Raw genomic sequence first — 25,787 nt, 5'->3', positions numbered from 1 at the left:
CAACACTACAGCTTGCCCGTATAAAGAAAGAATATTTACAGTGATGAAACGAGCATGACAAGGTTTGCCGTAATAGATTATTAGATTATTAGATTTAAGATTTAAGATGAAACGAGCATGACAAAGATTGTCACAAAAGAACATGTATAAAGCTCAATCATGCGAGTTCCATCCGACCTTAATATATAAATTTTATACGGATGAAAAGGGCCGGTTTTTCAGTTTATTACGAAAAAATGGGTGCGATCCGCTTTGAGGTCGTGGGGCTTAAGTTACATTTTTCTGTCATAAACATTTGACCGCCTTCATTGTCATATTGTTTAGTCTGAAAATAATACACCCTGAATGGCTCCTGTTGTTTGTAGCAAATTTTGTTGCTGCAAACAAAAAACGCTATGCAAGTTTAAAACCAGTAAATCTTTTTTGGTATTTTTAATAAATTTTAGTATTTTATTTGTTGTCCCGAATTATTCTTTTGAAACTGAGACATACTTTACTCTTAAGTAAGGTACGGCGTTCTCTGAATATGGATTGTTTTTCAGGACAACTCTCCATGGATAGGAAGTGGTATTGTAAGGTGCCAGATAATATGGCCCTCTGAGTTCGGGCTTTTCAACCATCATGCGGAAAGTTTCTCTGCTCATCCGAAACCGGTATTGGCCTGTTTCGTTATTGTAGGTTCCATCTTCAAATTGGGGAGACCAGTCTTCTTTATAATCTTCTATGCCTTCGGCCTCTGCTACTTCTTTGCTCAGATAGTAGTAAGAAGGGATTTTGAGTTCTCCGTCATCATTCATGACGTTCAGAGCGAGGGCCTGGGGGATAGGAGAGTAAAAGTTTTCATCACCAAACTGAAGCGTTGTATCTGCTTCAAAGTAAATGTCTACAGCACTTATTCCGTGATATTGTGAAGGATTATTACTCGTATTTGCGGATAACTTTTCTTCCCAGAATTCAAACAAACCCACTCCGGATTTCAGTTCTACATCGTTGAAGTCTACTTTTACATAGCTTCCTGCCATTCCCTGTACCACAAACCGCTCTGCGTCAGGGGTTGAAAATTCCACTTGCCCGTCGTGATCGTGGGTAAAACGGTTGATTCTGACGCATTCTTCATTGATAGGGAACGTATAGGACCTATGCATGGTTGTATCTGCTTCATTTGTGACAGAATCTATTACATTGTAGGAATAGTACAGCCGCATGTTTGATTGGGAGGCCAGGATATTAATTCTAATAAGTGAGCCCGGGGTGTCGGAATCCAGTAATTCCGATTTCACGAACAATGCTCCAAAAGTGGTTTTAAATGTTTCACGGGAATTCATTACATCTTCGGAGTAGTTGAACACTTCTTCAGCAAGGTTGTTGTTTAGCTTTATCTGCCATTGATGGATATAATTAGGATCTTCCCAAACCGAATCGGTCAAAGCATCCCATGCACTGCTGATTCTTTCTCCAACGGGTGCAGGGTCATATAATCCTTCAACTTCCATATCGGAGTAATAATCGGTTGAGTAGTTCAACGGTTCAGTATACCGGTAAACCCGGACGGAATGACGTGCATCTTTATCCCCAAACCAGTAATTTCTGCGGTATGCTAGATTTAAAACCAAAGAGTCAACAAAATATTCATGCAAGGAGTCGGATTTGTTTAACGTGCCAATAAACTCTCCGATATTTACCTGGGTAATGAACGAAGCCCCGGTCTTTCCGGCATAAGGGTCATCAATACTACCAATAATGGTATAATCCACATCGTCGGAACGGAACCGTGTCGGATTTTCATTACTGACGGGCATATATGCGATTTCATCTGCACCTGAGAACAGTTCATCCTGTGGTAAAACATCCAAACCTAAGGTTCCTGTATCGTTTTCGCATGAAACAAATACAGCAACCGCTACCATAAGAAAAGGCAATAAAAACCTGATTTTTCGTTTATTCAGCATAAAAATCCAATCTGTTTTGGCGTTCTAAAAAAGTTATTTTTTAACAATCAATGCGTGTGATATAAAAAGTGTATTTTGGCAAAAAAGATGCTTTTTAGGCCGGCCTCATCAATAATTTGTTGTTATTTGTAACGTGATCTATTCATAAATCAGGTTAGAAATATAGTTTGGAAAACGGCGGATACCGGTCTTTGCACCATGCTCCATGCTCTCTGCCTCACTCTTCTGCCTGTCAAACTTCTCTCTGTGTTACTTTTTATAAATTGCTTAGAATGTGGTAGTTGTGTAATTTTGTTAAATTTTTGTGTTCGTCAGCACAGGTAAATCTCCATCACTACTGACTAAAAACTACTGACTAAAAACTACTGACTAAAAACTACTGACTAAAAACTATTGACTAAATCATAAGCTGTCGTAAAATTTGTTGTAAGCGTCAATATACTGATCTTCGGGCTGATATTCCAAAAAAGGTTTTCCCGATTCTTTTATATAATTCTCAATTTCAGGATTTATCTTTTCCGACCCCTGAATGATTCCGTCTGAATTATCGATGGCCAGTTTTGTAAGATTGATGAAATTGGCCGGGTTCAATATTTTCAGGTCATTATCTTTTATTCCTTCAACTTTAGCCTTTTCTTTGATGGCGGGATTGAGCGCGGTCTTAAATTCATCGTTAAAAACAGAGTATACTACTTTGGCATCTGCAAAGTAAGGGTCTTCGCTCATGGCTTTTTTGATATATAATGGGGCAAGGGCAGTAAACCATCCCTGGCAATGTACCACATCCGGGGCCCATCTCAACTTTTTGGTTGTTTCAAGTACCCCGCGGGCAAAAAAGATAATGCGTTCATCGTTATCTTCAAATTCCTTGCCATCATCATCCGAGATGGTATTTTTTCTGGAAAAATAATCTTCATTGTCGATGAAATAAACCTGCATCCTGGCCGTCTGAATGGACGCCACTTTAATGATCAGCGGATGGTCAGTGTCATCGATGATGAGATTCATGCCCGAAAGACGAATGACTTCGTGCAGTTGGTTGCGTCTTTCGTTGATGTTGCCAAAACGAGGCATGAAAGTTCTGATTTGTTTACCCCTTTCCTGAATCCCCTGGGGAAGGTTTCTGCAAAGAGACGACATTGAATTTTCGGGCAGATAGGGTGTTATTTCCTGCGAGATGAATAAGACCTTGTTATTTTCCATTTTTCAAGGATATATTAAGATAAATATTTCACAAAAGTACAAAAAATCTGCAATCTAAACAAAGTTGAATATTTTCCCGGCATTTCTTTTGAATTGATTATCAATGTTTACATGAGATTGTTGTGGAATCAATCCGTAGATAATCTTGTGGGAAGCTGCCTTATTGGCGCATGAATTTACGTTGATGGTCCGTCTTACTTTGCCTCTCAGGAAGCTTTGTTGTCCCTGACAAGTCAAGTGTATTTCATTTCTGATTCCTGGCTGGTTTTGCTGTTTTATTAGAAAGATGAAGACCGGCTAAATTTGAAATTTCCCACGCAAAAGCCGCAAAATATTAGAACGCAAGAAGCGCAAAAAACTATAAAATCTTTTCTTTGCGACTTTAGCGTTCCTTTAATTTTGCGTTCTCAGCGTGGAATGAAACGAGCATGACAAGGATTACCTTAATAGATTAATAGATTATTAGAGATAAGATTTAAGATAAGACGAGAATGACGTAGGTTACCTCAATAAAGACAAGTATAAATTTTGACATGCGAGTTCCATCAGGCCAATAACTTAGATTAATTTTATGAAAACAGATAAAACTCCAAAGCACCTCGAAAATATTTAGTGCCTGTCTGTTAAATCGGGAAAGGTTCTTACTTATCATGTGTTTGTTCAGAAAATGCCGGTACAAGGCTTGCGAAGTCTGATAATAGGGGGTGAGAAAATTTCTTTCCTTTTATAACAATTATTTTTTATTTTGCCGCGTTTTTTGAAATAAATCAGGTTTTAATTGACTGCAGGCAGTTATGAGTCTATTCTGTAAAGTAGCTTTTTTGCTTAAAGAATCGCCAAAGGAATTTTTTAACACTAACCTTATTAACAAATAGTTAATTCAGGTTCGAAAAATCTTTTGCTTCGATTTTGGCAAAACAAGCTTTTTTTGGTTTAGACTCAGGTAGCAAAATTTTAATGAACTGTTGACTCTTATGGAAGTAGTAAAAACCAGAAATGAACTGGAGGAACGGTTGACCGTTCTCAGGAATCCCGGCAAAAAGGTTGGATTTGTCCCGACGATGGGAGCTCTTCACGAAGGACATCTTTCCCTCGTCAGGAATGCCGGAGAAGTGTGTGATGTTGTTGTGCTAAGTATATTTGTAAATCCAACACAATTTAATGATCCTACTGATTTGGAACGATACCCCCGAAATTTGGAGGAAGATATCAGACTTCTGGAAACAACTTCCTGCGATCTTCTTTTTGCACCTTCGGTAGAAGAAATTTATCCCGAACCCGACAAACGGGTCTTCGACTTCGGTCATCTGGACAAAGTCATGGAAGGGAAACATCGTCCCGGTCATTTTAACGGGGTAGCACAGGTTGTGAGCCGACTTTTTGACATGGTTAAACCCGATAAGGCTTTTTTTGGTCAAAAAGACTTTCAACAACTTGTCATAATACGCGATTTAGTCAGACAGATGAATCTTGGAACGGAAGTTGTTGCATGTTCTATAATCAGAGAGTCAGATGGACTGGCGATGAGCTCGCGAAACCGGCTTTTATCGGAAAAACATCGAAAAAGTGCTCCGCTGATAGCCAAAACTTTATTTGAATCTTGTAATTTTGCAAAGAATAATTCAGTTGCCGATACCGAAAAATTTGTCAGGGAGAACATCGGCAGAAATGAAGACCTGAGACTGGAGTACTTTCAGATTGTTGACGGAAACACATTGCAATCTGTTGACAGTTGGGAGGAAAGTAATTATATTGTTGGATGTATAGCAGTATTTGCTGGTGAAATCCGACTGATTGATAATGTTGTTTACAAATAAGTGTAGTAATGAACATAGAGGTTGTAAAATCTAAATTACACAATGTTACGGTCACTGAGGCCAATCTTAATTATGTGGGTAGTATCACCATCGATGCCGAATTGATGGAAGCAGCCAACATTATTGAAAACGAAAAGGTTCAGGTGGTCAACAACAACAACGGGGAACGTCTTGAAACTTACGTAATTAAAGGCGAACCCGGTTCGGGTGTGATATGCTTAAACGGGGCTGCTGCCCGTAAGGCAGCTGTGGGCGATACAGTCATAATTATAACCTATGCTTCTATGCCTGTTGAAGAGGCTAAAAAGTATAAGCCGGTTTTTGTTTTTCCCGATACCGCTACAAATAAACTGGTATAGAGTAAAGGAATTTTATATTATTAACAGACCCCGGTTTAGCCGGGGTTTTTTGTTGAACAATATCCTTCCGGGAATGCACTTACTTGAAAAGTCACATTTTTTTTTATAAACACAATAGACCGTTAGATTTTTAGATATAAGATACAAGATGTTCATCCGTATAAAATTAGTCTAAGTTGTTGGAATGATGCAATTTATTATACTTTAATTGATATTAGATTCTTCGCTCCGCTCAGAATGACAGACTGTTTAATGTCATTCTGAGGAGGTAACGACGAAGAATCTGTTACCTGTTTTTGGTTTCTTAGATGATTAGATGTTAATTATACATGTTCTTTTGAGACAATCTTTGTCATGCTCGTTTCATCTTACATTTAATAAATTGTTACGGCTGTTAGAATTGTTAAAGTTGTTAATATTGTTAATGTGTTACTTGTTAGAATAGTATAAGTTTTATTACATTAGCTAACAACCCCAACAATCTAACAATCTAACAATCTAATAATCTAACAATTTAACAGTCCTAACAATCTAACAGTCCTAACAATCTAACAGTCCTAACAATTTTATAACAATTTTTCATTCGTATAAAATTTGTTTTTAAGGTTGAATGGAATTCGCAAGCAAGGATTTATACACATCTTTATTGAGGCAAACCCTGTCATATTCATTTCATCTTAAATCTAAAAATCTAAAAATCTACTATAAAAATTCATGCTATGCTTGTTCCATTAGGGGTGCAGTCTCATCTATAAATCCAACAATCTATTTTTTAGACATTGCACGGAGATGGAATACAAAAAAGTTTAAGTTTGTATTAAAATCACCTCGACTATGGCCAAAAACAAAACTGTATTCGTTTGTCAGAATTGCGGAGCCGAATCGCCCAAATGGATGGGTAAATGCTATGCCTGTGGTGAATGGAACACCTTTGTGGAAGAAGTGACCATCACGGGGAGAAACAAAGACAGGCGATTGTCGCTCACCTTTGGGAAAGAAAAGCAAAAGCCTGTTCCGGTCTCTTCTGTATTTGTAGATGAAATCCCCAGAATAGACACCCGCATAGAAGAACTGAACCGGGTACTTGGCGGTGGACTGGTTCCCGGGTCTGTGGTACTTTTGGGTGGTGAACCGGGCATCGGGAAGTCAACGCTTGTTTTGCAAATGGCTATGAAGCTCAATACGCGCAAAATACTTTATGTATCGGGTGAGGAGAGTCCGCAGCAGATCAAGCTCCGTGCCGACCGCCTGAGTGATGTGGGGGGTGACCACTGCCTGCTTGTTGGAGAAACATCTCTTGAGCAGACAGTGAACCATATCGAACATGAGGAGCCTGGACTGGTTATTATCGACAGCATTCAGACCATGGAAAGAGAAGCCCTTGAGTCGGCTCCCGGTAGCGTGTCACAGATAAGAGAATGTACAGCATCTATATTAAAAGTAGCCAAGGAAAAAAATATTCCCGTGTTGTTGATCGGCCATATCAATAAAGAAGGCAACCTAGCCGGGCCCAAAGTGCTTGAACACATTGTGGATGTGGTCTTGCAGTTTGAGGGTGACCGGCATTATATGTATCGTATTTTGAGAGCTGTGAAAAATCGCTTTGGTTCAACATCTGAAATTGGCATATTCGAGATGCTGGGCGACGGCCTGAGAGAAGTCAGTAATCCTTCGGAAATGCTTTTGGCTCATCATGAAGAAGAAATGAGCGGCATTGCCATTGCGGCTGCGTTAGAAGGGATTCGTCCCTTTATGATCGAAGTTCAGGCACTTGCCAGCACAGCAGCTTATGGGACACCACAGCGGTCTTCAACAGGGTTTGATCTGCGTCGGTTAAACATGTTGCTGGCGGTATTGGAAAAACGTGCCGGATTCAAACTGGCGGCCAAAGATGTTTTTCTGAACATTGCCGGTGGCCTTAAAGTGAGCGACCCCGCCATTGACCTTGCGGTGGTTGCCTCTGTTTTGTCCTCAAATACCGACCTGCCTGTTCCTCGTGAGATTTGCCTGACCGGTGAAGTTGGCCTTTCCGGAGAAATCCGGCCGGTTACCCGCATCGAACAGCGCGTGAGTGAAGCTGAAAAACTGGGGTTTAGGTCTATTATTGTACCTAAATACAACCGGGGGGTCAATTTTGAAAACTTCGATATTAAAGTTGTTCAGGCAGCAAAGATTGAAGAGGCATTCAGATTTTTGTTTTCCTGAGTTGATCAGTATGCCATAGTGTTTCGATTAGTGAGTATGGTCTAAAAAGTATCTTTGTTGCCAAACTCGTTGTTGTTTTAAATTTTTGCAGCCTCATTAACAATAAGTTAACTCTGGTACAAAATTTAAAACGCCTTGATTATGACCAAAATATGCTTTTTATACTGCGCTCATTAGAAAAATTCTTCTTCATACATGGTGGTATCTCCTCCTTCGAGTTGTTCTTCGTTGGCGGGAATATGTTCATCGGGACATTCCAGATCAATATTGAAATTAGCAGGTTCTTCAAATGTGTCTTCAGGCGTTATGGGTATTTCTTCATCTTCATATACCTGTTTCATGTATAGCGCCCATATTGGCAATGCCATGTTTGCACCCTGTCCGTAGTAAAGATTGTCGAAATGGATGTCGCGGTCTTCACCTCCCACCCAAATGCCGGACACGAGGTTCGGGGTGACACCCATAAACCATCCGTCGGAATGATTTTGTGTGGTTCCGGTTTTACCGCCTATCTGGGCTTCGAAATTGTACCTTAGCCTTAATCTGATGGCTGTTCCCTGGTTGACAACTCCTTCCAGAAGATTAAGCATCAGAAAAGCTGTTTCTTCGCTTAACACTTCTTTTTTCCGGGGTGTAAAATTTGAAATGACATTCCCATACCGGTCTTCGATGCGCGTTACCATCAAAGGTTCAACGTGCACGCCTTTATTGGCATAGGTACAATAAGCAGAAACCATTTCATTGAGCCCGAACTCAGGTACACCCAGAACAATGGATGGCACCGGGTCCATAGGACTATCTATTCCAAGTTCGTGAATAATGTTGACAACTGCCTCAGGATTAAATTGTTTTAACACCCAGGCTGTAATGTTGTTGTTGGAATTGGCCAGTCCCCATTTGAGCGAAACCATCTCACCTGCTCTGGCCGAACCTGAATTTCCGGGTGTCCATGTTTTTCCGGTAGGAAGATGGAAAGTTTGCGGAATGTTGGGAACCATATCGCAGGGAGTGAGTCCCTCCTGCATGGCCAGTGTGTAGACAAAAGGTTTAATGGTAGAACCTACTTGTCGTTTCCCCATGGAAACCATATCATATTTGAAATGCTTGTAATTGGGACCACCGATGTAAGCTTTTACGTGTCCTGATTGGGGGTTCATGGAAAGCAGGCTGGCCCTTAAGAACGACTTATAATAATGAATGGAATCCAATGGGCTCATAATGGTGTCAATATCGCCTTTCCAGGAGAAAACTTCCATCTCTACAGGTTGTTTAAAGATGGCCATTATGGAATCCCATTCAACACCTTCTTGCCGTAAATACCTGTACCGGTCCGAATTGCGAATGGAACGGTTGATGATAGACTCATATTGTTCCTGAGTAATGTTTTTCGTGAACGGAGCCCGGGGACGACCTTTCTTTTCCCTGAAAAAGGTGGGCTGTAACTCTTCACCCAGATGTTGCGTCATTGCTTTTTCTGCATATTGCTGAAGCCGGCTGTCTATGGTTGTGTAAATGCGTAAGCCGTCTTCGTAAATATCGTATTTTGTACCGTCAGATTGCAGGTTTTTATTTACCCAGCCAAAAAGAGGGTCTTCTATCCAGGCCGTGCTGTCTTCTATGAATTGTTGCTCCTGCCAGGATGCATAATTTTCTCTTTCCGGTTTTTCGGCTGTTAATACTAGACGAAGGTATTCGCGAAAATAGGGTGCCAAACCGTGAATATGGTCATCTCTCTGAAAATTAAGACCCAGTGGGAGCATCTTCAAACTGTCAAATTCTTCAGATGTAATGTGCCCGGCTTTTCTCATCTGCCCAAGAACCACATTGCGACGAGCCTGAGTGAGTTCCGGCCTGCGAATGGGATTGTAAAGAGAAGGGTTTTTCAGCATACCGATTAAAGTGGCGGCTTCTTCAACCTGAATAGAATCCAGAGATTTACTGAAAAAGGTATGGGCTGCCGATTCAATACCATACGCCCCGTAAATGAAAGGGGCTTTGTTCAAATACATTGTAAGAATTTCCTGCTTGGTATAGCTGCGTTCCAGTTTTACGGCAATAACCCATTCTTTAAGTTTTTGCAGACTTCGCTGCCAGACATTTGTGGCCGGATCGTGAAAAAGAAGTTTGGCAAGCTGTTGTGTGATAGTACTGCCACCGCCCGAACTCTTTTCTCCCATGATGATGGTACGGAGTAAGACACGTCCCAATCCGTGAGCATCAATCCCCGAGTGCCTGTAAAACCGAATGTCTTCGGTTGATATCAGAGCATTTATTACATAAGGATTTAATTCATCATAGGTAACATTGGTTCGATTTTCCCGGAAGTATTTCCCGAGTACTTCATGATCGGAAGAATAAAGTATTGTGGCAAGATTTGTTTTGGGATTCTCAAGTTCTTCAAAACTTGGCATAAAGCCCAGTCCACCAATCGAGATCAAAAAAAACAGCAGGATTGAAAAGCCTAACAGACCTAAAAACAATCCATACAGCCAGCGAATATATTTTTGCAAGAGTTTTTTTTCCATCAGAAGATATTGTTTAAACTTTGCATTTTCTAACGTTTATGGTGATGTTGTTATTTCTTATCGTGCAAAATTTGCTCCAAAGGTTGAATTTGTAAAAATACAAAAAATAAGGAAACCAAAATCCCCGGATTCAAGTATGAAGTTAAGGGGTTGCTGCGAAAAGGATCATTCGGTTTTTTTGGATTCATTGGCTTTGCCGTGGGCAGTATCAGGCATAAATCGGCTTTGAAGAAAATAACTTGATTGCTGTTAACAATATTTTATAAATTTGTCCCGCCCGATATAATAATGTAAAGAGCCCGGATGAGTTATTCAAACAGAGAGGGGCAAAAATCAAACGATTGAAAATGGCGAAAAAAGAAAAGATGACAGAAGAGAATCTGGTTATTGTGGAGTCGCCTGCAAAGGCAAAGACAATTGAAAAATTTTTAGGAAAGGATTTTTTGGTAAAATCCAGTTTCGGACATATCAGGGATTTGGCAAAAAAGGATTTCGGAATTGATATTAACAACAACTATCAGCCGCAATACATAATTTCTGATGATAAAAAGGAAGTAGTAAAAGAACTGAAATCTTTGGCAAAAAATTCAGGTACTGTCTGGCTGGCTTCGGATGAAGACCGTGAGGGAGAAGCCATAGCCTGGCATTTGAGTGAAGTTCTTAACCTATCACCGGATAAGACACGAAGGATTGTTTTTCATGAAATAACCAAAGAGGCTATTTTGAGAGCGATAGAAAATCCCCGCGGTATAGATTATAATCTGGTTAACGCCCAGCAGGCCCGCCGTGTGTTGGATCGCCTGGTGGGGTTTGAACTATCCCCTGTTCTTTGGAAGAAGGTGAAGCCTTCACTGTCAGCCGGAAGGGTACAGTCTGTGGCTGTTCGTCTGCTGGTGGAACGTGAACGGGAAATATTCGATTTCAAAGCCGACTCTTCATTCAGGGTATCCGCTATATTTTTAATTGATGAGAATGGTAAACGAAGCGAGTTCAAAGCCGACCTGAATCATCGTTTCAAAACCGCTGAAGAGGCTCGCGAATTTCTCGAGAGATGCATAAGTGCCGAGTTCAGGGTACAGTCTGTTATCCAAAAGCCTTCGGTGAAGTCGCCTGCAGCCCCTTTTACAACTTCAACGTTGCAACAGGAAGCTGCACGAAAACTGGGATTCAGCGTTGGTCAAACCATGTCGGTGGCTCAGCGATTATATGAAGCCGGTAAAATTACTTATATGAGGACCGACTCTGTCAATCTGGCAAAGTCGGCCATTGGTTCGATTGTTTCATCCATCAAATCCAAAATGGGTGAAAAGTATGTAAAAGTCAGACAGTATAAAACAAAATCCAAAGGCGCCCAGGAAGCGCACGAGGCCATTCGGCCAACCTATCCCGACAGGGCTTCCGTTTCGGGAACACCGGCCGAGCAAAAACTTTATGATCTGATATATAAACGTACGCTGGCGTCACAAATGAGTGATGCCATCATCGAAAAAACCACTGTGAATATCGATGTTGCCGGACAGGAACATCAGTTTGTAGCGACAGGGGAAGTGGTGAAATTTGATGGTTTTCTGAAGGTTTATATCGAATCGACAGATCAGGAGGAAGATGAAGAGTCTGCTGCCTTCCTTCCACCGATGAAAGAAAATGACCTCCTTAACATGAAAAAACTGGAAGCCCGTCAAAGGTTCTCTCAGAAACCGCCTCGCTACTCTGAAGCCAGTCTTGTGCGCAAACTGGAAGAATTGGGGATCGGTCGCCCGTCTACCTATGCCCCTACCATCAGTACCATTCAGCAGCGTGGATACGTGGTTAAAGAAGACAGACCAGGTGAAAGGCGCAAATATCAGTATTTATGGATCGAAGACGGGAAAGTTCAACAGGAAGCAAAAACAGAAGTGGCCAATGCAGAGCGGAACAAACTGTTTCCCACCGATATTGCCATGGTTGTTAACGATTTTCTCGTTAACTATTTTCCCAATATTGTGAGTTATGATTTTACCGCGGAGGTGGAACAGGAATTCGATGAAATTGCAATGGGTAAAGTGGAATGGCACAGAGCTATTGATGATTTTTACAGACCATTTCACCGGCAGGTAGAGGAAACACTGGAAAAATCAGAACGTAAAACCGGAGAACGGATTCTGGGTACAGACCCCAAAACGGGGAAACAGGTCAGCGTTCGTATCGGCCGGTTTGGGCCAATGGCACAACTCGGCCGTTCGGACGACGAAGAAAAACCGCGCTATGCACCCCTTACCAGAGAACAGCACATCGAAAACATTACTTTTGACGAAGCATTGAAATTATTTGATCTTCCCAGGGAATTAGGTACTTATGAAGACAAGAAAGTGGTGGTCGGGGTTGGCCGGTTCGGTCCTTACGTGAGACACGACGGAAAATTTGTTTCCCTGAAAAAAGGAATTGATGATCCATTGACCATAGGTTTGGACCGTGCCATAGAACTGATTGAGGAGAAAAGAGAAAGAGACAATAAAAAAACCATTAAAACGTTTGAAGAAAACAAAGACCTGCAAATTCTTAATGGTCGCTGGGGGCCTTACATCAGTTTTAAAAAGAAAAATTATAAAATCCCAAAGGATAAAGAGGCCTCCGCGTTAAGCTATGAGGATTGCCTTAAATTGATAGAAGAAAGAGATAAGACGAAGAAAACAAAAGATAAAAGTAAGAAAAAACCGGGTACAAAATCCGGGAAACAGACAAAGTCCCGGACCAATAAAAATTAAAATACTTGAGTGCGGTATAAAAAGCATATTTTTGTCAAAATCAAGGCGTTTTGAATTTTTTGTACCGAAGTTAACTCATTGTTAATGAGGATGCAAAAATTTAAAACAACAATGAGTTTGGCAACAAAGATGCTTTTTAGACCGGGCTCAATACTTAACTTAAGTTAATGTTGTGGAGATAGTTCATTATTTGGAACCATTGAAAAAGAAGTGGATTGCCTGTCCGGGAATCTCAACAGAAGCGTCACTCGGGGGCCAAACAATATTTTTTGACGGAGAGTCCGCCTGGTTCGAAAATAATGAATTTGATGTTGCAATCATTGGCATACCTGAAGTAAGAAACAGCACACGTTCTTTAATCCCGGAGGTTCCCGCTTATGTGCGCAGTTGGCTTTACGGAATGAGAAGAGTATCATCGGGTCTCAGGATCGCCGATTTGGGAGATATAAAAGGGAACGGCTTGAAAGACAGATATTATGCTTTGTCAGAAGTGATAAATTACCTGTTTCTTAAAAATGTTCCGGTTTTGCTGATTGGCGGGTCCCAGGATTTAACCCTGCCGGCAAGCAGGTTTTTAGATAAGCAGGAAGAAGATGGAAATATAGTTATTGTAGATGCCTTTCTGGATGTTGATCCTCATGGGCTTGATTTTTCATCTTCTGCCTATATTCACAAATTAACAGAAGAAACGGGAAATAAAATCGGTGACTTATCCGTTTTAGGTACTCAACTCTATTATTGCTCAAAGGAGCAGGAAGATTTTATGGATAAATTTCATTTTCAGGTTGTTCGATTAAAAGATTTACGGGCTGAAAGAATCGATTATTTTGAAGTCTTTATCCGAAATGCATCTTTACTGAGTTTTGACTTTGGGGCGCTAAGAGGTCAACCATCGCTTCCCTGCGGGGGAAAAATGCCAAACGGGTTTTCTGAAGCAGAGGCCTGCAGAATATTTTGGTATGCCGGGGCAAGTGATGTGCTCAAAGTTGCAGGGCTTTTTGACATCAGCCTTGATAAAGAGGATAAAATGTCGCAAGTGACCGCTGCCCAGATGGTTTGGCATTTTCTGGAAGGATGTGGAGCCAAAGAAGGAGATTATCCTCTTAAGCCCATTGAGGAGTATGAATTGAAAGCGGTTTACCTTGAGGAGTATGATGAAACCCTTAAGTTTTATCATAATCCGGCGAATGACCGATGGTGGATAAACGTGCCGGACAAAAAGGGTGGTAAAATTGTTCCATGCCATGCGGACGATTATAAATTGGCATTAAACAAAGAGCTTCCGCAAATTTGGTGGCGACATTTTATCAGAATAGCCGGTAATCCTGAAATTACCAAACGATAATTTCGAGTTTCTGTATGAAAAACGAAACCTTTACCGGGGAAATTCAGTATATGGATTTATTAAAAAGCACAAATAATATACGTTCTTTTAATAGTTTCAAGGGCCTGTTCATTAGTCATTTGGTTGTTTTGCGAAATTTGTTTTTAAAACAGGTACCCCTCTTTTTTAACAAGATTGGGAGTGGGGGTATTATTTTTTTTATTTTATTTTGCATATCAGCCAACGCTTTTGCCCAGTTTGATCCAATGTTTAGTCAGAATATGTTCAACCTGCTGAATGGTAATCCGGGGTATGCCGGCAGCAGCGGGCAGATGAATGTGATCGTGGCAAACCGCAACCAGTGGACAGGACTGGAAGGAGCTCCGGTTACAACGGTAGCAGGAGCAGATGCAGCTCTTGATATTTTTGGGAAAAGAGCAGGCGTGGGTCTTGAAGTGATGAATGATAACATTGGATTGTTTTCCAATTTGTTTATCAAAGCCTCATTTGCAAGGCAGTTTCTGCTTCCGGCAGGCAGATTGGGAGTTGGCCTGTCGGCCGGAGTGATTAGTCAGAGTTTCGATGGTACCGGCGTGATCATCCCGGACATTCCGGAAAGTCATTATCACGATAAAAATGATCCGCTAATACCTGCCGAAGAAGTAAGCGGATTTACTCCTGATTTTGGCCTTGGAGCTTTTTTTCAGGGAGATAAATTGTATGCCGGATTGGGAATTCAGCATTTATTTGCACCCGAACCAAACTTTCAGGAGGATTTTTACGTATACATCCATCGCTCTGTGTTTTTAACCGGAGGTTATACCATTAGCCCCAATGAGCGCAGATATGACCTGAAGCCGTCAGTTTACGCCCGGGTTGGAGGTGGAAGCTGGCAAATCGACTGGAATCTGAATGTTGATTTTAATGATAAGTACTGGGCAGGAATTACTTATCGATATCAGGATGCTGTTGTGTTACTGGCAGGATTAAAATTATCCAATGGCGTTTGGGCCGGATACAGTTACGACATTTCAACATCCGCTCTATCGAAAGCAGGGAGTAACGGATCACACGAGATCATTGTCGGTTACTCGTTCGATTTGAATATAAATAAGCAAAGCAAGAAATATAAAAGTGTAAGATTCTTATAATAAACAGGAACAAAATTGATTATCCGAAATACTATGAAGAAAGTAGTTACCCTAAGTATCATCGTCGTCACATTTTTATACGGATGTGGCAAATCCGGTGGAGGAGAACTCGTCGGTGTGTCACGGAAAGCGGCTTTTTATGAGCCCGATCCTTATGGAATGATTTTTATTCCACAAGGCAGTTTTAATATGGGACTTGCTGATGAGGACATGGCTTATACCATGAATTCGCAGAAGCGGACGATATCGGTACCTTCATTTTGGATGGACGAAACCGAGATTACCAACACCGAGTATCGCCAGTTTGTTTACTGGGTTCGCGATTCTATTGCCCGACGTTTATTGGGTCAGCAATTCGAAGAGTTTTTTATTGCTGAGGATGAATTCGGTAATCCCATCGATCCGCCTTACCTCAACTGGAGCGAACCAATTGAATGGGATGATGAGGAATATGCCCCCATTCTTGAAGAAATGTATCTTCCTGAAAACGAAAGATTTTTCCGGAGAAAAGAGATTGATACAAGGAAGCTGGTATATGACTATCAGTGGGTCGATCTTCAACAGGCAGCCCAAAAAAGCAACCGGTACAATTTTGAAACCAAGGAATATGAAGGGGTCGTTTTTGATCAGTATGGAGAGGAACGTGAAATCGCTAATCGTTCTGCATTTATTATGAGCGATCAGGTTTTGGTTTATCCCGACACTCTGTGTTGGATTGCCGATTTTACCTATTCGTTTAACGAACCACTCACCGAAAAATATTTCTGGCATCCTGGTTTTGACGAATATCCGGTAGTCGGAGTAACCTGGAAACAGGCCACGGCATTTGCCATTTGGCGTACTCAATTATTAAATAATTATCTGGCCAGTAAGGGTGAGCCTGTGGTGATGAATTACCGCCTTCCCAGCGAAGCAGAATGGGAATATGCGGCACGGGGCGGACTGGATCAGAATAAATATCCATGGGGAGGCTATTATACCCGCAACAATCAGGGATGCTTCCTGGCCAACTTTAAACCATTGCGTGGTCGATATGGAGATGACGGCGGAATGTATACAATGGCAGTGGCCAATTTTGCGCCAAATGATTTTGGCTTGTTTGATATGGCTGGTAATGTAGCCGAATGGACTTCAAGTGCTTATGATGAATCCGCTTACGGATTTATGCACGACATCAGTCCTACCTATAAATATAATGCACTACCGGATGACCCGGAAGTGTTGAAGAGAAAAGTGATCCGCGGTGGGTCGTGGAAAGATATCGGGTACTTTTTGCAGAACGGTGCACGTACTTATGAGTACCAGGATTCTGCAAAATCTTATATCGGATTCCGCTGTGTTCGTGATTATATAGGAAGTTAAGTTTTAAGGTTTGGAAAAGAAAAATTTGGTTTTATGGGTCTTTCAGAATTTGTTCAGGGTCCTGTCTATAAAAAGTTAATGGCCAAAGTATACGGATGGGGCGCCTCATTAGTATTGTTGGGAGCCTTGTTCAAGATTCAGCATTATCCCATGGCAGGCCTTATGCTGAATATTGGAATGGGAACGGAAGTTATTATCTTCTTTCTTTCGGCGTTTGAGCCGCCACATGAAATGCCGGATTGGAGTATCGTATATCCGGAGTTGGTAGGGTTGGAACCCAAAGAGGACCGTCGCCGTGGTGGCGGAGGTTCGGGAGGCAGTGATCTTGCAGCTTTGATAGAAAGTGGTGCACTGGAGCCGGAAGTGGTTGAAAAATTGGGAGAAGGAATCCGGAAATTAACGGCAACCACCGGGCAATTGTCAGACCTGAGTGATGCGTCATTAGCTACCGAAAGTTATCTTCAAAGCATGAAGATGGCTTCCGAATCGGTCAGTAAATTGTCAAATTCTCAATCAAAAAGTATTCGAGAGATTGATAATTTGAGCCAAAGTTACAGTGCAGCTGCCCAACAAGTAGCCGAAGGTGGAAAACAGCTTGCCGAGAATATGGCTGCAGCAGGAAATACTATTGTCCGTGACATTGAAGAATCGGGTAAAGAGCTGGTTTCATCCTACAGAAACTTTAGTCAGACCATTAATGAAAATGCAGGGCAGGTTACCGGAAATGCTGAAAATTATAATCAGCAACTTGCTGAGGCGAATAAACAATTAACTGCCATAAACTCGGTTTATGAAATGCAGTTAAAAAGCTTCTCTGCCCAGCTGGAGGCATCAAAAAATGTCACAGAAAAATTGGGAGCTATTCATGACCAATTCGATAAATCGGTCGATGATGCAAAGGCTTATAAAGAAGAATTGAGCAAATTGAACCAGTCCATTTCAGAATTAAATACTATTTATGGGAATATGCTCAGTGCTATGAACATGGGGAGCAACTCAAAATAACCCGGGAAGTATTAACTAACCTAAAGACATTGTATTGATATGAGTGGTGGTAACTGTCCTGAAACGCCGAGACAAAAGATGATCGGAATGATGTATCTTATGCTCACGGCTATGTTAGCTCTCAATGTTTCCGGAGAATTGCTTCAGGCATTTAAACTGGTCGACAAGAGTATCAGGAAAACCATTGAAACGATGGAAAAGAAGAATAGTCTTGCTTATGCCGAATTTCAAAGTGCCTATGCGACAAATGAAGCCAAAGTAAGAGATAAGTATTTCGCTGCTTTAAAAGTAAAGGAAGAAGCCGATAGTCTCTATAAACATATTGAGGATTTAAAATATGAGATTGTTCAGGCGGCTGACGGGAAAGAAGCTACTCCCTACAACTATGAATCCATCGATAATCAGGATGTAGCTGCCCAAATTATGATTACCGAAAGAGGCGGAGAACGAAGCGAAAAACTGAAGGAACATTTTATACATTTCAGGGACGTATTGAAAGCGATGGTTGACGAAGAGGATACGACATTATTAAACTCTCTTGACAGGACATTGACACCTCATGATCCTCCCAAAGAGGGTGGAGTTGAAAAAAGTTGGGAAAGTGAAAAGTTTGAGCATGTTCCATTGGCTGCCAGTATGGCTATGATGAGCCAGTTGCAGAGTGAAGTAAGAAATATGGAGTCGGACATAGTGCGGTATTTGTATGCAAAAATTGATGAAGGCTCCTTTGCTTTTAACAGTATAGAAGCCATTGTTGTTCCACGATCGGAATATGTGATGCGGGGCGATAATTATTATGCTGAAATAATGCTTGCCGCACGGGATACTACTCAACCACCAATTGTTACAGTGAATGGCGAGAAACTGCCGATCAAAAACGGACGGGGCATTTATGAAGTTCCTGCCACATCGACCGGAGAAAAACATTGGAGCGGTGAAATTGCCATAGTAGGGCCCGATGGCGCCTTAACAAAAAGGGAAGTTAGTGGCTCGTATATTGTTTCCGAACCGGGGGTCGTAATTTCCCCCACTAAAATGAATGTCTTCTATGTCGGGGTTGATAATCCGGTTAAGGTTTCAGCCCCCGGCATTCCCAGTGAGAGACTGGATGTTACGATTACCAACGGAAGGATGAGGAAACTATCAGCTAATCAGTATATCGTAAACCCCAGCCCCAATGCTATTGGTAAAAAATGTATCGTTTCGGTCAGGGCAAATGTTGAAGGAAAAGTTCAGAATCTCGGAAGCCAGGATTTTCGTGTTAAGCGGGTACCTGACCCGGTTGCCACAGTCGCCGGAATGAGAGGTGGCCGAATAGACAAAGCATTGTTAAAGGCTCAGGAAATTGTGGTGGCTGAAATGGATAATTTTGATTTTGATCTGAAATTTAATGTTGTCAGTTTTACAATCAGTACCATCCGAAACGGATATCTGGTATTTAAAGATAGTGAGAGTGCTGTTATTACAACGGATCAGAAGGACCTGATTGAAAATTCTTCACCCGGAAGCGTGGTGATGTTTAATAATATCAAAGCCAAAGGACCCGATGGCTCAGTTCGCGATTTGGGTTCAATTAACTTTACTTTGAGATAGAATAAAATTTTTGAATGGTATAAATTTCTTTATGATGAGAAAGCAACTTCTTTTATTAATGGTAATAGGTCTTCTGGGAACTTTCGGTTCTAATATTACGGCACAGGAACCGGTTGCAGAAGACAATCTTCCTATTGACGGGCTGTTTGAACGAAAACACGTTAAAAACCGGAAGCCAATTCCTTATCCCAGTATAAGGGAAGCCGATGTTCTGTGGTCGAAAAAGGTATGGAGAATAGTTGACTTAAGGGAAAAAATGAATCTTCCTTTATATTATCCTACTACGCCAATGGATGGTCGCTACAGTCTTATAGATTTGTTGTTGAAAGGTGTTGTTGGTGATGATCCGAATGATGGAAGGTTAGGCGAATTAACAGCTTATTCACCCGATGCTAACGATGAATTTAAAGTAGTGATGGACAATGAAGGTGAGATACTGAAGAGGTTGGGAGCCGGTCCCAAAACAGTAATGGTAACCCAGGCTGACGGGACACAAGTAGAACAGGAAGTTGTTCAGGGACCACGGACCCACGAGGTGAAACAGGTTATGGTTAAAGAAATATGGTATTTCGACAGAAACTATTCCCGTCTGGATGTCAGAATTCTGGGTCTGTGTCCCATCAGAGAGTATGTAGATGAAGACTTTGAAGGAGCAGAAGGTGTAGAAGGAGGTGTTCTTAAGCAGATGGTATTCTGGATTTATTTTCCTGAGGCGCGGGAATTGTTGGCGCAGCACGAAGTTTTTAACCCACGAAATGATACTCAGAGAAGGAGTTTTGATGACATTTTCATCAAACGGTATTTTGGCAGTTATATAGCCCAGGAAGCTAATGTTTATGATAACAGGGGCATTCAGGACTATACGGTTGGCAAAGAAGCGATACTGGAGTCCAAAAGAATTGAAAACGAAATTTTTCAGTGGGAACAAGACTTGTGGGAGTTTTAGCGGGTTAATTGTTTTATCTCATCATACGTACGTCAAAAGGGGGCTGTTGCAAAATTGTGACAGCCCCTTTTGGTGAATACAGTTATGAGTGCAGTATAAAAAGCATATTTTTGTCAAAATCAAGGCGTTTTAAATTTTTGTACCGGAGTTAACTTGCTGTTAATGAGGATGCAAAATTTAAAACAACAACGAGTTTGGCAACAAAGATGCTTTTTAGACCGGGCTCAGTTATTATTCTTTACCGAATTCTGCTTTAATATCACTGGTGAATTGGCGTATCTGCTGCTCGTTTTGTTTTGGACATATCAATAACGCATCACCCGAATCTACCACTATATAGTCTGTCAAACCCTGAATAACCGCCACTTTACCGGAGGGGACATTAACAATAGAACCATTTGTATCGTAAAGAAGAACTTGTCCGCTGATGATGGCATTTTTTTCTTTATCCTGAGCAGAATATTCATACAACGAGGACCAGGTTCCCAGATCAGACCATCCGAAATTAACTGTCTGAACATATACATTTTCTGCTTTTTCCATAATACCATAGTCGATGGAAATATTTCTGCATTCTGCATAGACATCCTCAATCTTTTTCATGTCGAAGGCAGGAGATGCTTCCAGGGGATCGAACAATTGTTTTACATCTTTTAAGTAACGGTCGAACGCATTATTAATGGATTTTAACGACCATAGAAAGATGCCCGAGTTCCAGAAAAATTCTCCGCTCTCAAAAAATACCCTGGCCAGTTCTGCATTGGGCTTTTCAGTAAATGTTTTAACTTTTTTGAAGTTGCTGTTATCGTCATCGTTGGTTCCCGCCTGAATATATCCATATCCGGTTTCCGGGCGATGTGGTTTTATCCCCAGTGTCAGCAGTGCATCGTTTTGGCTGACAAAATCAATTCCATTCTCGATGGCTTGTCGAAACTCAGATTCGTTAATGATTAGATGATCGGCAGGAGTAACAATTATATTGGCATCGGGATTTCTCTCTTCGATCCATTTGTTGGCTAAGGCAATACATGGGGCAGTATTCCTTCTGAATGGTTCTGATAATACCTGTTCGGGTTTTAGTTCCGGAAGATGATCCAGAACCATATCGCTGTAATCACGACTGGTTACTACAATGATGTTTTCATTTGGACATAAAGGTGCGAACCGCTCATAGGTTTGACGGATAAGACTTTTTCCTGTCCCCAGAATATCGAGAAACTGCTTTGGTGTACTGGTTTTGCTCAGTGGCCAGAAGCGACTGCCAATGCCACCTGCCATTATGACACAATAAGTGTTGTTTTTCATCTTTTATTATTTTTTTAATATATTACAATAGAGCTTAATCGTACAAAAAACGAATGTTTTCGCTGAATATGAATTACATAAAGTATGCCGTTTATTTTTCTTTTTTTGTATTAACCTTTGCATTTTATGAGTTTGGCAAAAAAGATGCTTTTTAGACCGGGCTCAGGAATCTTTTTCAACTATGGGTCATTTTAAGCATCGGACAACATATAGGTATTCTCGTGTTGAAATTTATACGTATTTTTCAGTGGCATCCGGGTGAGGATATCTCAACTCAGGGAATAATCCGGTTAAATTTTGTTTTGTACCACTAATTTAGTTACTATTTTTAGAAAAAATTTTTGCGATGACTTTTTTGTTTCATACAGGCCGGTATTTTATGTTTTTAGTCCGGGTTTTTGGAAAACCGGTTAAGCCCCGCATATTTGTGCGACAAATCATTGATGAAATTGATGATTTGGGAATTGGCTCTCTGGGGATAGTAGCCATTATTTCTGTTTTTATCGGAGCTGTCATTACCTTGCAAACCGCCTACAATATCGAGTTGCCTATTATTCCCAGATATACGGTGGGAGTGGCGGCCCGTGATACTATTCTTCTGGAGTTTTCTTCCACCATAGTATCTCTTATACTTGCCGGAAAGGTTGGGTCGCATATTGCATCAGAAATAGGAACCATGCGTGTGACAGAACAGATTGACGCATTAGATGTAATGGGGATTAATTCGGCCAGTTATCTCGTTTTTCCGAAAGTGGTAGCCATGGTATTTATCAATCCTTTTCTTGTAATGATTAGTATGGGAATAGGCATTTTCGGCGGATGGGCTGCAGGCGTGTTTACAGGGGTTGTTTCTTCAGCAGAGTATATTTACGGTATTCAATATGCTTTCATCCCGTTTTATATTGTGTATTCTTTGATTAAGTCGGTCGTTTTTGGATTCCTGATAGCGACCATTTCCGGCTATTGGGGCTATTATACTTCCGGAGGCTCTCTTGAAGTAGGACGCTGTAGTACCAGAGCTGTTGTTGTAAGCAGTATTCAGATTTTGTTATTTAACCTCATTCTTACTCAAATGTTGCTGGCATGATCGAAGTTAAAAATGTATACAAATCGTTTGAAGGCGCAGAAGTATTGAAAAACATATCGGCTTTGTTTGAACCTGGGAAAGTAAATTTGATAATAGGGAGAAGCGGATCCGGGAAAACAGTGTTGCTTAAATCTATTGTGGGACTGCACGAGATCGATCGTGGTAAGATCATCTATGATGGTCGTGACTTTTCGGCCATGTCCGAGAAATACAGAAAGGCTATTCGAAAAGAAATGGGCATGCTGTTTCAGGGGTCGGCGCTGTTTGACTCTAAGACTGTGAAAGAAAATGTAAGATTTCCGCTTGATGTTTTTTCAGATATGTCGGCTTCGGAAAAAGACGATCGGGTCAATTTTTGCCTCAACAGAGTAAACCTGGAAAATGTTAATGATCTCTTTCCCTCGGAGTTGAGTGGTGGAATGCAGAAAAGAGTTGCTATTGCAAGAGCTATTTCTCTCAACCCTAAATACCTGTTTTGTGATGAACCAAACTCAGGCCTTGACCCCAGAACAGCTATAGTTATTGATGAGTTGATCTATGAGATTACCAAGGAATATAACATGACAACCATCGTCAATACGCACGACATGAATTCAGTGATGGGTATAGGTGAAAAGGTTGTTTTTATTTCGGAAGGTGAAAAATGTTGGGAGGGGACAAAAGAAAACATATTAACTTCAGATAATTCAAAATTGAACGAATTTATTTATGCCTCCCGGTTTTTGAGACAGATGCGGGAAGAAATAGCAAAAACAAAGAGGGAGGGCTAACCTGTTTTTTAAATAGTGTTTGTTCATAAAGTGTCATTTACTGAGTTCCGCTTGCCGCCCAAATACTCATCCAGAAGTAGCTTTTGTAAGGTTTTTCTTAATAAAAAACCAACAAAAGCACACTCTGGATTCCGTACTTAGCTGCTTCGCAAGCCCCCGATGATATCGGGGCAGGCATTGCAACTGGCACTTTCTGAGCAGAGACACATCTTGTAAAAATTTTTGAGAGTTTATAGACATACTCTAACTAAGGGAGCATTGTATGTGCGTCTCAAAATACTTTTACTTCATCCATCCGGGTTTTTCAACCCACATTCCAGATCGTTTTTGATAGAGCTTGTTTCTGAGTCTGTATGATTCGGCGGGCATTGCTGAGGCTGATTTTAAACCATTCACAAAATCTTCATAAATGAAAGGCTCACCGGTAATCAGTGAAATGGCCTTGGCCATGAAAAGTTCATTTGGATCACCCAGCTGATATTTGGGCATCAGATAAAAAAGATCGTCAAGAATGTGATCGGGAGGGAGCCCGATAGACCAGTCTACATTATTGGTAGCATTGGAAGATCGTAAAATAATGGGTTGAATAGCCCATTTTTTTTGGGCATCTGCAAAAGTGTAGGAGGCATAATATTTCCCATGAGTTGTATCTCCAACCTGAATAATGTCCATATATGGATCAAGACCGTAAATGATCATTTCACTTGCCGAGGCTGTGGACGATGTCGTTAAAACATATAACCTATCCAAATTGAGGTTGTTCTCATTGGCCTCAAATTTTATTTTTAACAGGTCGGGTGAGAAAGCGGGATCTTTTTCAAATTCATTGGTAAGTAAATCATTGTAAACCTCTTCGATGAATGTGTTCCCGATATTTCCCGGGGGAACCAGCATGTCGGCGAGCAGTTTTGCAGAGGAAACAGATCCTCCCCCGTTGTACCGTAAATCAAAAACCAGATCGGTTATTCCCTCAGCCTTGAAATGATTGAAAACATTAACCAGAGCAGTGTCATAATTGGCAATAAAGGAAGAATAGGCGAGATAACCTATTTTGTGTCCCAGGGTTTCAGTAATGCTTGATTTTAAAACCGGGTGCAGATTCATCTCCCGTGCTTCTATGTGGATAGTTTCGGGGAACTCTATAACTTCAAAGAAGTCATCGAATTCAGCGAGAGTAATATCAAATTCAGTGCGACTAAGCAAATCCGAGTAATTTTGATCCGTCATGATTTGACCGTCAATTCTGTAAATCATATCACCACGTTCCAATCCGGCTTCACTGGCCGGAGAATTTCTGTGAACATATTCGATAAATGCGATTACCTGATTGCTGCCACGCTCCAGATACATTGGTAATAGGGAATAGCCTGGACTTTTCTGAATTCCGGCAAAATAATTTATTAGCCCCTGGTAATCATCTGTAATAAACGACCATTGGTCATCCTCATGTAATAATTTGTAAAAATAATCTTCAGAATTTTCTTCCCTGGTATAGTCTATATTGGGCATCTCTTCATTCCAGAAATAGAAAACAGACATAGTGTCTCTGATGAATTTGTTGGTTTTAAGTGTTTCTTCGTCTATTTGCAGAGAGGGAGTTATATCATCATCCTCATCGGAGCAATTGGTCATCAGCGGAAAAATAAGAATCGCTATCAACAGTTGCTTTAAAATTAGGTTTTTGTTTTTCATAGAATTTAATGTTTAATTGTTTACTCCATTCCTTTTGTCAATCTTATTGGGGTAGTTAATTCCTAAATGTTCAAAGTTATTCTACCCCTCTGCCCTAATAAAAATAGCTCTAAATATAATGATATTTTTAATCTTGAGCCCAGTTTAAAAAGCATCTTTGTTGCCAAACTCATTGTTGTTTTAAATTTTTGAAACGAACATGACAAGGTCTGTCATAAACGAACATGTATAACTCCTTGGATGCGAGTTCCATCCGATCTTGAAAATAAATTTTATACGGATGAATCCTCATTAACAACAAGTTAACTCCGGCACAAAAATTGAAAACGCCTGGATTTTGACAAAAAAGATGCTTTTTAGACTGCACTCATTCATCAAAGATTTTCTTTGCGGTTTTAGCGTTCCTTAATTTCGCGACCTTTGTGTGGAATAAAAACAGACAAAATTTTCTTTGCGATTTTAGTGTTCTTTAATTTTGCGACCTTTGCGTGGAATAAAAACAGACAAAACTCTTCATCAGTATAAAATAAGTCTAAGTTATTGGCCTGATGGAACTCGCATGATTGAGTTTTATACATGTTCTTTTGTGGCACTTTTGTCATGTTCATTTCATCTTAAATCTTATTTCTAAAAATCTGATAATCTATTAAGGCAAACCTTGTCATGCTCGTTTCACCTGTGGAAATTGACATTGTTTGTCATTTTTATTATCTTATCCTTCTGACCAAAAATTTTTCAGTCATTGAATTT

17 protein-coding genes are annotated in these 25,787 nt (G+C 40.7%); 12 read left to right on the top strand and 5 right to left on the bottom strand.

All coding sequences use genetic code 11. From position 1 onward, the window contains the following. Positions 1-467: 467 nt before the first annotated feature. Positions 468-1,949 (bottom strand): DUF4270 family protein, encoded by a 1,482-nt coding sequence (locus ATH1_RS0109465; RefSeq protein ID WP_010420685.1) that lies wholly within the window; start codon positions 1,947-1,949, stop codon positions 468-470. A gap of 402 nt (positions 1,950-2,351) precedes the next feature. Continuing rightward, on the bottom strand, positions 2,352-3,152 hold the full coding sequence (locus ATH1_RS0109460) for a glycogen/starch synthase (RefSeq protein ID WP_010420683.1): 801 nt from the start codon (positions 3,150-3,152) through the stop codon (positions 2,352-2,354). A gap of 974 nt (positions 3,153-4,126) precedes the next feature. Here ATH1_RS0109460 and panC point away from each other — a divergent pair. The 3 genes from panC (at position 4,127) to radA (ending at position 7,533) form a co-directional block, all read left to right on the top strand. Further along, a complete protein-coding gene (gene panC, locus ATH1_RS0109455) occupies positions 4,127-4,969 on the top strand; it encodes a pantoate--beta-alanine ligase (RefSeq protein WP_010420681.1) in 843 nt (280 codons plus the stop codon). Between the two features lie 8 nt (positions 4,970-4,977). Then, a complete protein-coding gene (panD, locus tag ATH1_RS0109450) occupies positions 4,978-5,328 on the top strand; it encodes an aspartate 1-decarboxylase (RefSeq protein WP_010420679.1) in 351 nt (116 codons plus the stop codon). 834 nt (positions 5,329-6,162) lie between these two features. After that, the gene (gene radA / locus ATH1_RS0109445; RefSeq protein WP_010420676.1) at positions 6,163-7,533 is read left to right on the top strand and encodes a DNA repair protein RadA; all 1,371 of its coding nucleotides are present in this window, start codon (positions 6,163-6,165) and stop codon (positions 7,531-7,533) included. Positions 7,534-7,706: 173 nt separating this feature from the next. Here the strand turns inward: radA and ATH1_RS0109440 are convergent, their stop codons facing one another. Continuing rightward, complete coding sequence (locus tag ATH1_RS0109440; protein ID WP_010420673.1) at positions 7,707-10,058, bottom strand: penicillin-binding protein 1A; 2,352 nt, start codon at positions 10,056-10,058, stop codon at positions 7,707-7,709. Between the two features lie 347 nt (positions 10,059-10,405). On the opposite strand from ATH1_RS0109440, the gene topA reads away from it, so the two are divergent. The 7 genes from topA to porN all read left to right on the top strand — a co-directional run bounded on the left by topA (position 10,406) and on the right by porN (position 20,183). Next, the gene (gene topA, locus ATH1_RS0109435; protein WP_010420670.1) at positions 10,406-12,802 is read left to right on the top strand and encodes a type I DNA topoisomerase; all 2,397 of its coding nucleotides are present in this window, start codon (positions 10,406-10,408) and stop codon (positions 12,800-12,802) included. A 172-nt stretch (positions 12,803-12,974) separates the two neighbouring features. Further along, a complete protein-coding gene (locus tag ATH1_RS0109430; RefSeq protein ID WP_010420667.1) occupies positions 12,975-14,147 on the top strand; it encodes an arginase family protein in 1,173 nt (390 codons plus the stop codon). Between the two features lie 14 nt (positions 14,148-14,161). Continuing rightward, positions 14,162-15,277 (top strand): PorP/SprF family type IX secretion system membrane protein, encoded by a 1,116-nt coding sequence (locus tag ATH1_RS0109425; RefSeq protein WP_010420664.1) that lies wholly within the window; start codon positions 14,162-14,164, stop codon positions 15,275-15,277. Positions 15,278-15,310: 33 nt separating this feature from the next. After that, complete coding sequence (gene porK, locus ATH1_RS0109420) at positions 15,311-16,639, top strand: T9SS ring complex lipoprotein PorK/GldK (RefSeq protein WP_010420661.1); 1,329 nt, start codon at positions 15,311-15,313, stop codon at positions 16,637-16,639. Between the two features lie 33 nt (positions 16,640-16,672). Then, a complete protein-coding gene (porL, locus tag ATH1_RS0109415; protein WP_010420658.1) occupies positions 16,673-17,644 on the top strand; it encodes a type IX secretion system motor protein PorL/GldL in 972 nt (323 codons plus the stop codon). A gap of 39 nt (positions 17,645-17,683) precedes the next feature. Beyond that, positions 17,684-19,237 (top strand): type IX secretion system motor protein PorM/GldM, encoded by a 1,554-nt coding sequence (porM, locus tag ATH1_RS0109410; RefSeq protein WP_081467437.1) that lies wholly within the window; start codon positions 17,684-17,686, stop codon positions 19,235-19,237. A gap of 34 nt (positions 19,238-19,271) precedes the next feature. Continuing rightward, positions 19,272-20,183 carry a type IX secretion system ring subunit PorN/GldN gene (porN, locus tag ATH1_RS0109405; RefSeq protein ID WP_010420652.1) on the top strand — a complete coding sequence of 304 codons (912 nt, stop codon included), beginning with the start codon at positions 19,272-19,274 and terminating at the stop codon, positions 20,181-20,183. A gap of 231 nt (positions 20,184-20,414) precedes the next feature. Here the strand turns inward: porN and ATH1_RS0109400 are convergent, their stop codons facing one another. Beyond that, entirely contained in the window at positions 20,415-21,488 is a 1,074-nt protein-coding gene (locus ATH1_RS0109400) for a mannose-1-phosphate guanylyltransferase (protein ID WP_010420649.1), read from the bottom strand. A gap of 346 nt (positions 21,489-21,834) precedes the next feature. Between ATH1_RS0109400 and ATH1_RS0109390 the strand changes: the two genes are divergently transcribed. Together ATH1_RS0109390 and ATH1_RS0109385 are read left to right on the top strand one after the other, a co-directional pair. After that, positions 21,835-22,575 carry an MlaE family ABC transporter permease gene (locus ATH1_RS0109390; protein WP_010420644.1) on the top strand — a complete coding sequence of 247 codons (741 nt, stop codon included), beginning with the start codon at positions 21,835-21,837 and terminating at the stop codon, positions 22,573-22,575. Then, positions 22,572-23,345, top strand: a complete 774-nt coding sequence (locus ATH1_RS0109385) for an ABC transporter ATP-binding protein (protein ID WP_010420642.1) — start codon at positions 22,572-22,574, stop codon at positions 23,343-23,345. The genes ATH1_RS0109390 and ATH1_RS0109385 overlap by 4 nt, the downstream gene beginning before the upstream one ends. Positions 23,346-23,627: 282 nt before the next feature. Here the strand turns inward: ATH1_RS0109385 and ATH1_RS0109380 are convergent, their stop codons facing one another. Next, positions 23,628-25,037, bottom strand: coding sequence for a S41 family peptidase (locus ATH1_RS0109380; protein WP_010420640.1), 1,410 nt, complete (start codon positions 25,035-25,037; stop codon positions 23,628-23,630). Positions 25,038-25,787: the final 750 nt, after the last annotated feature.

The organism is Anaerophaga thermohalophila DSM 12881 (assembly GCF_000191885.1).
Taxonomy (GTDB): Bacteria; Bacteroidota; Bacteroidia; order Bacteroidales; family Marinilabiliaceae; genus Anaerophaga; species Anaerophaga thermohalophila.
Note: the sequence above shows the minus strand (reverse complement) of the source record. Positions and strands in the feature narration are given on the sequence as shown.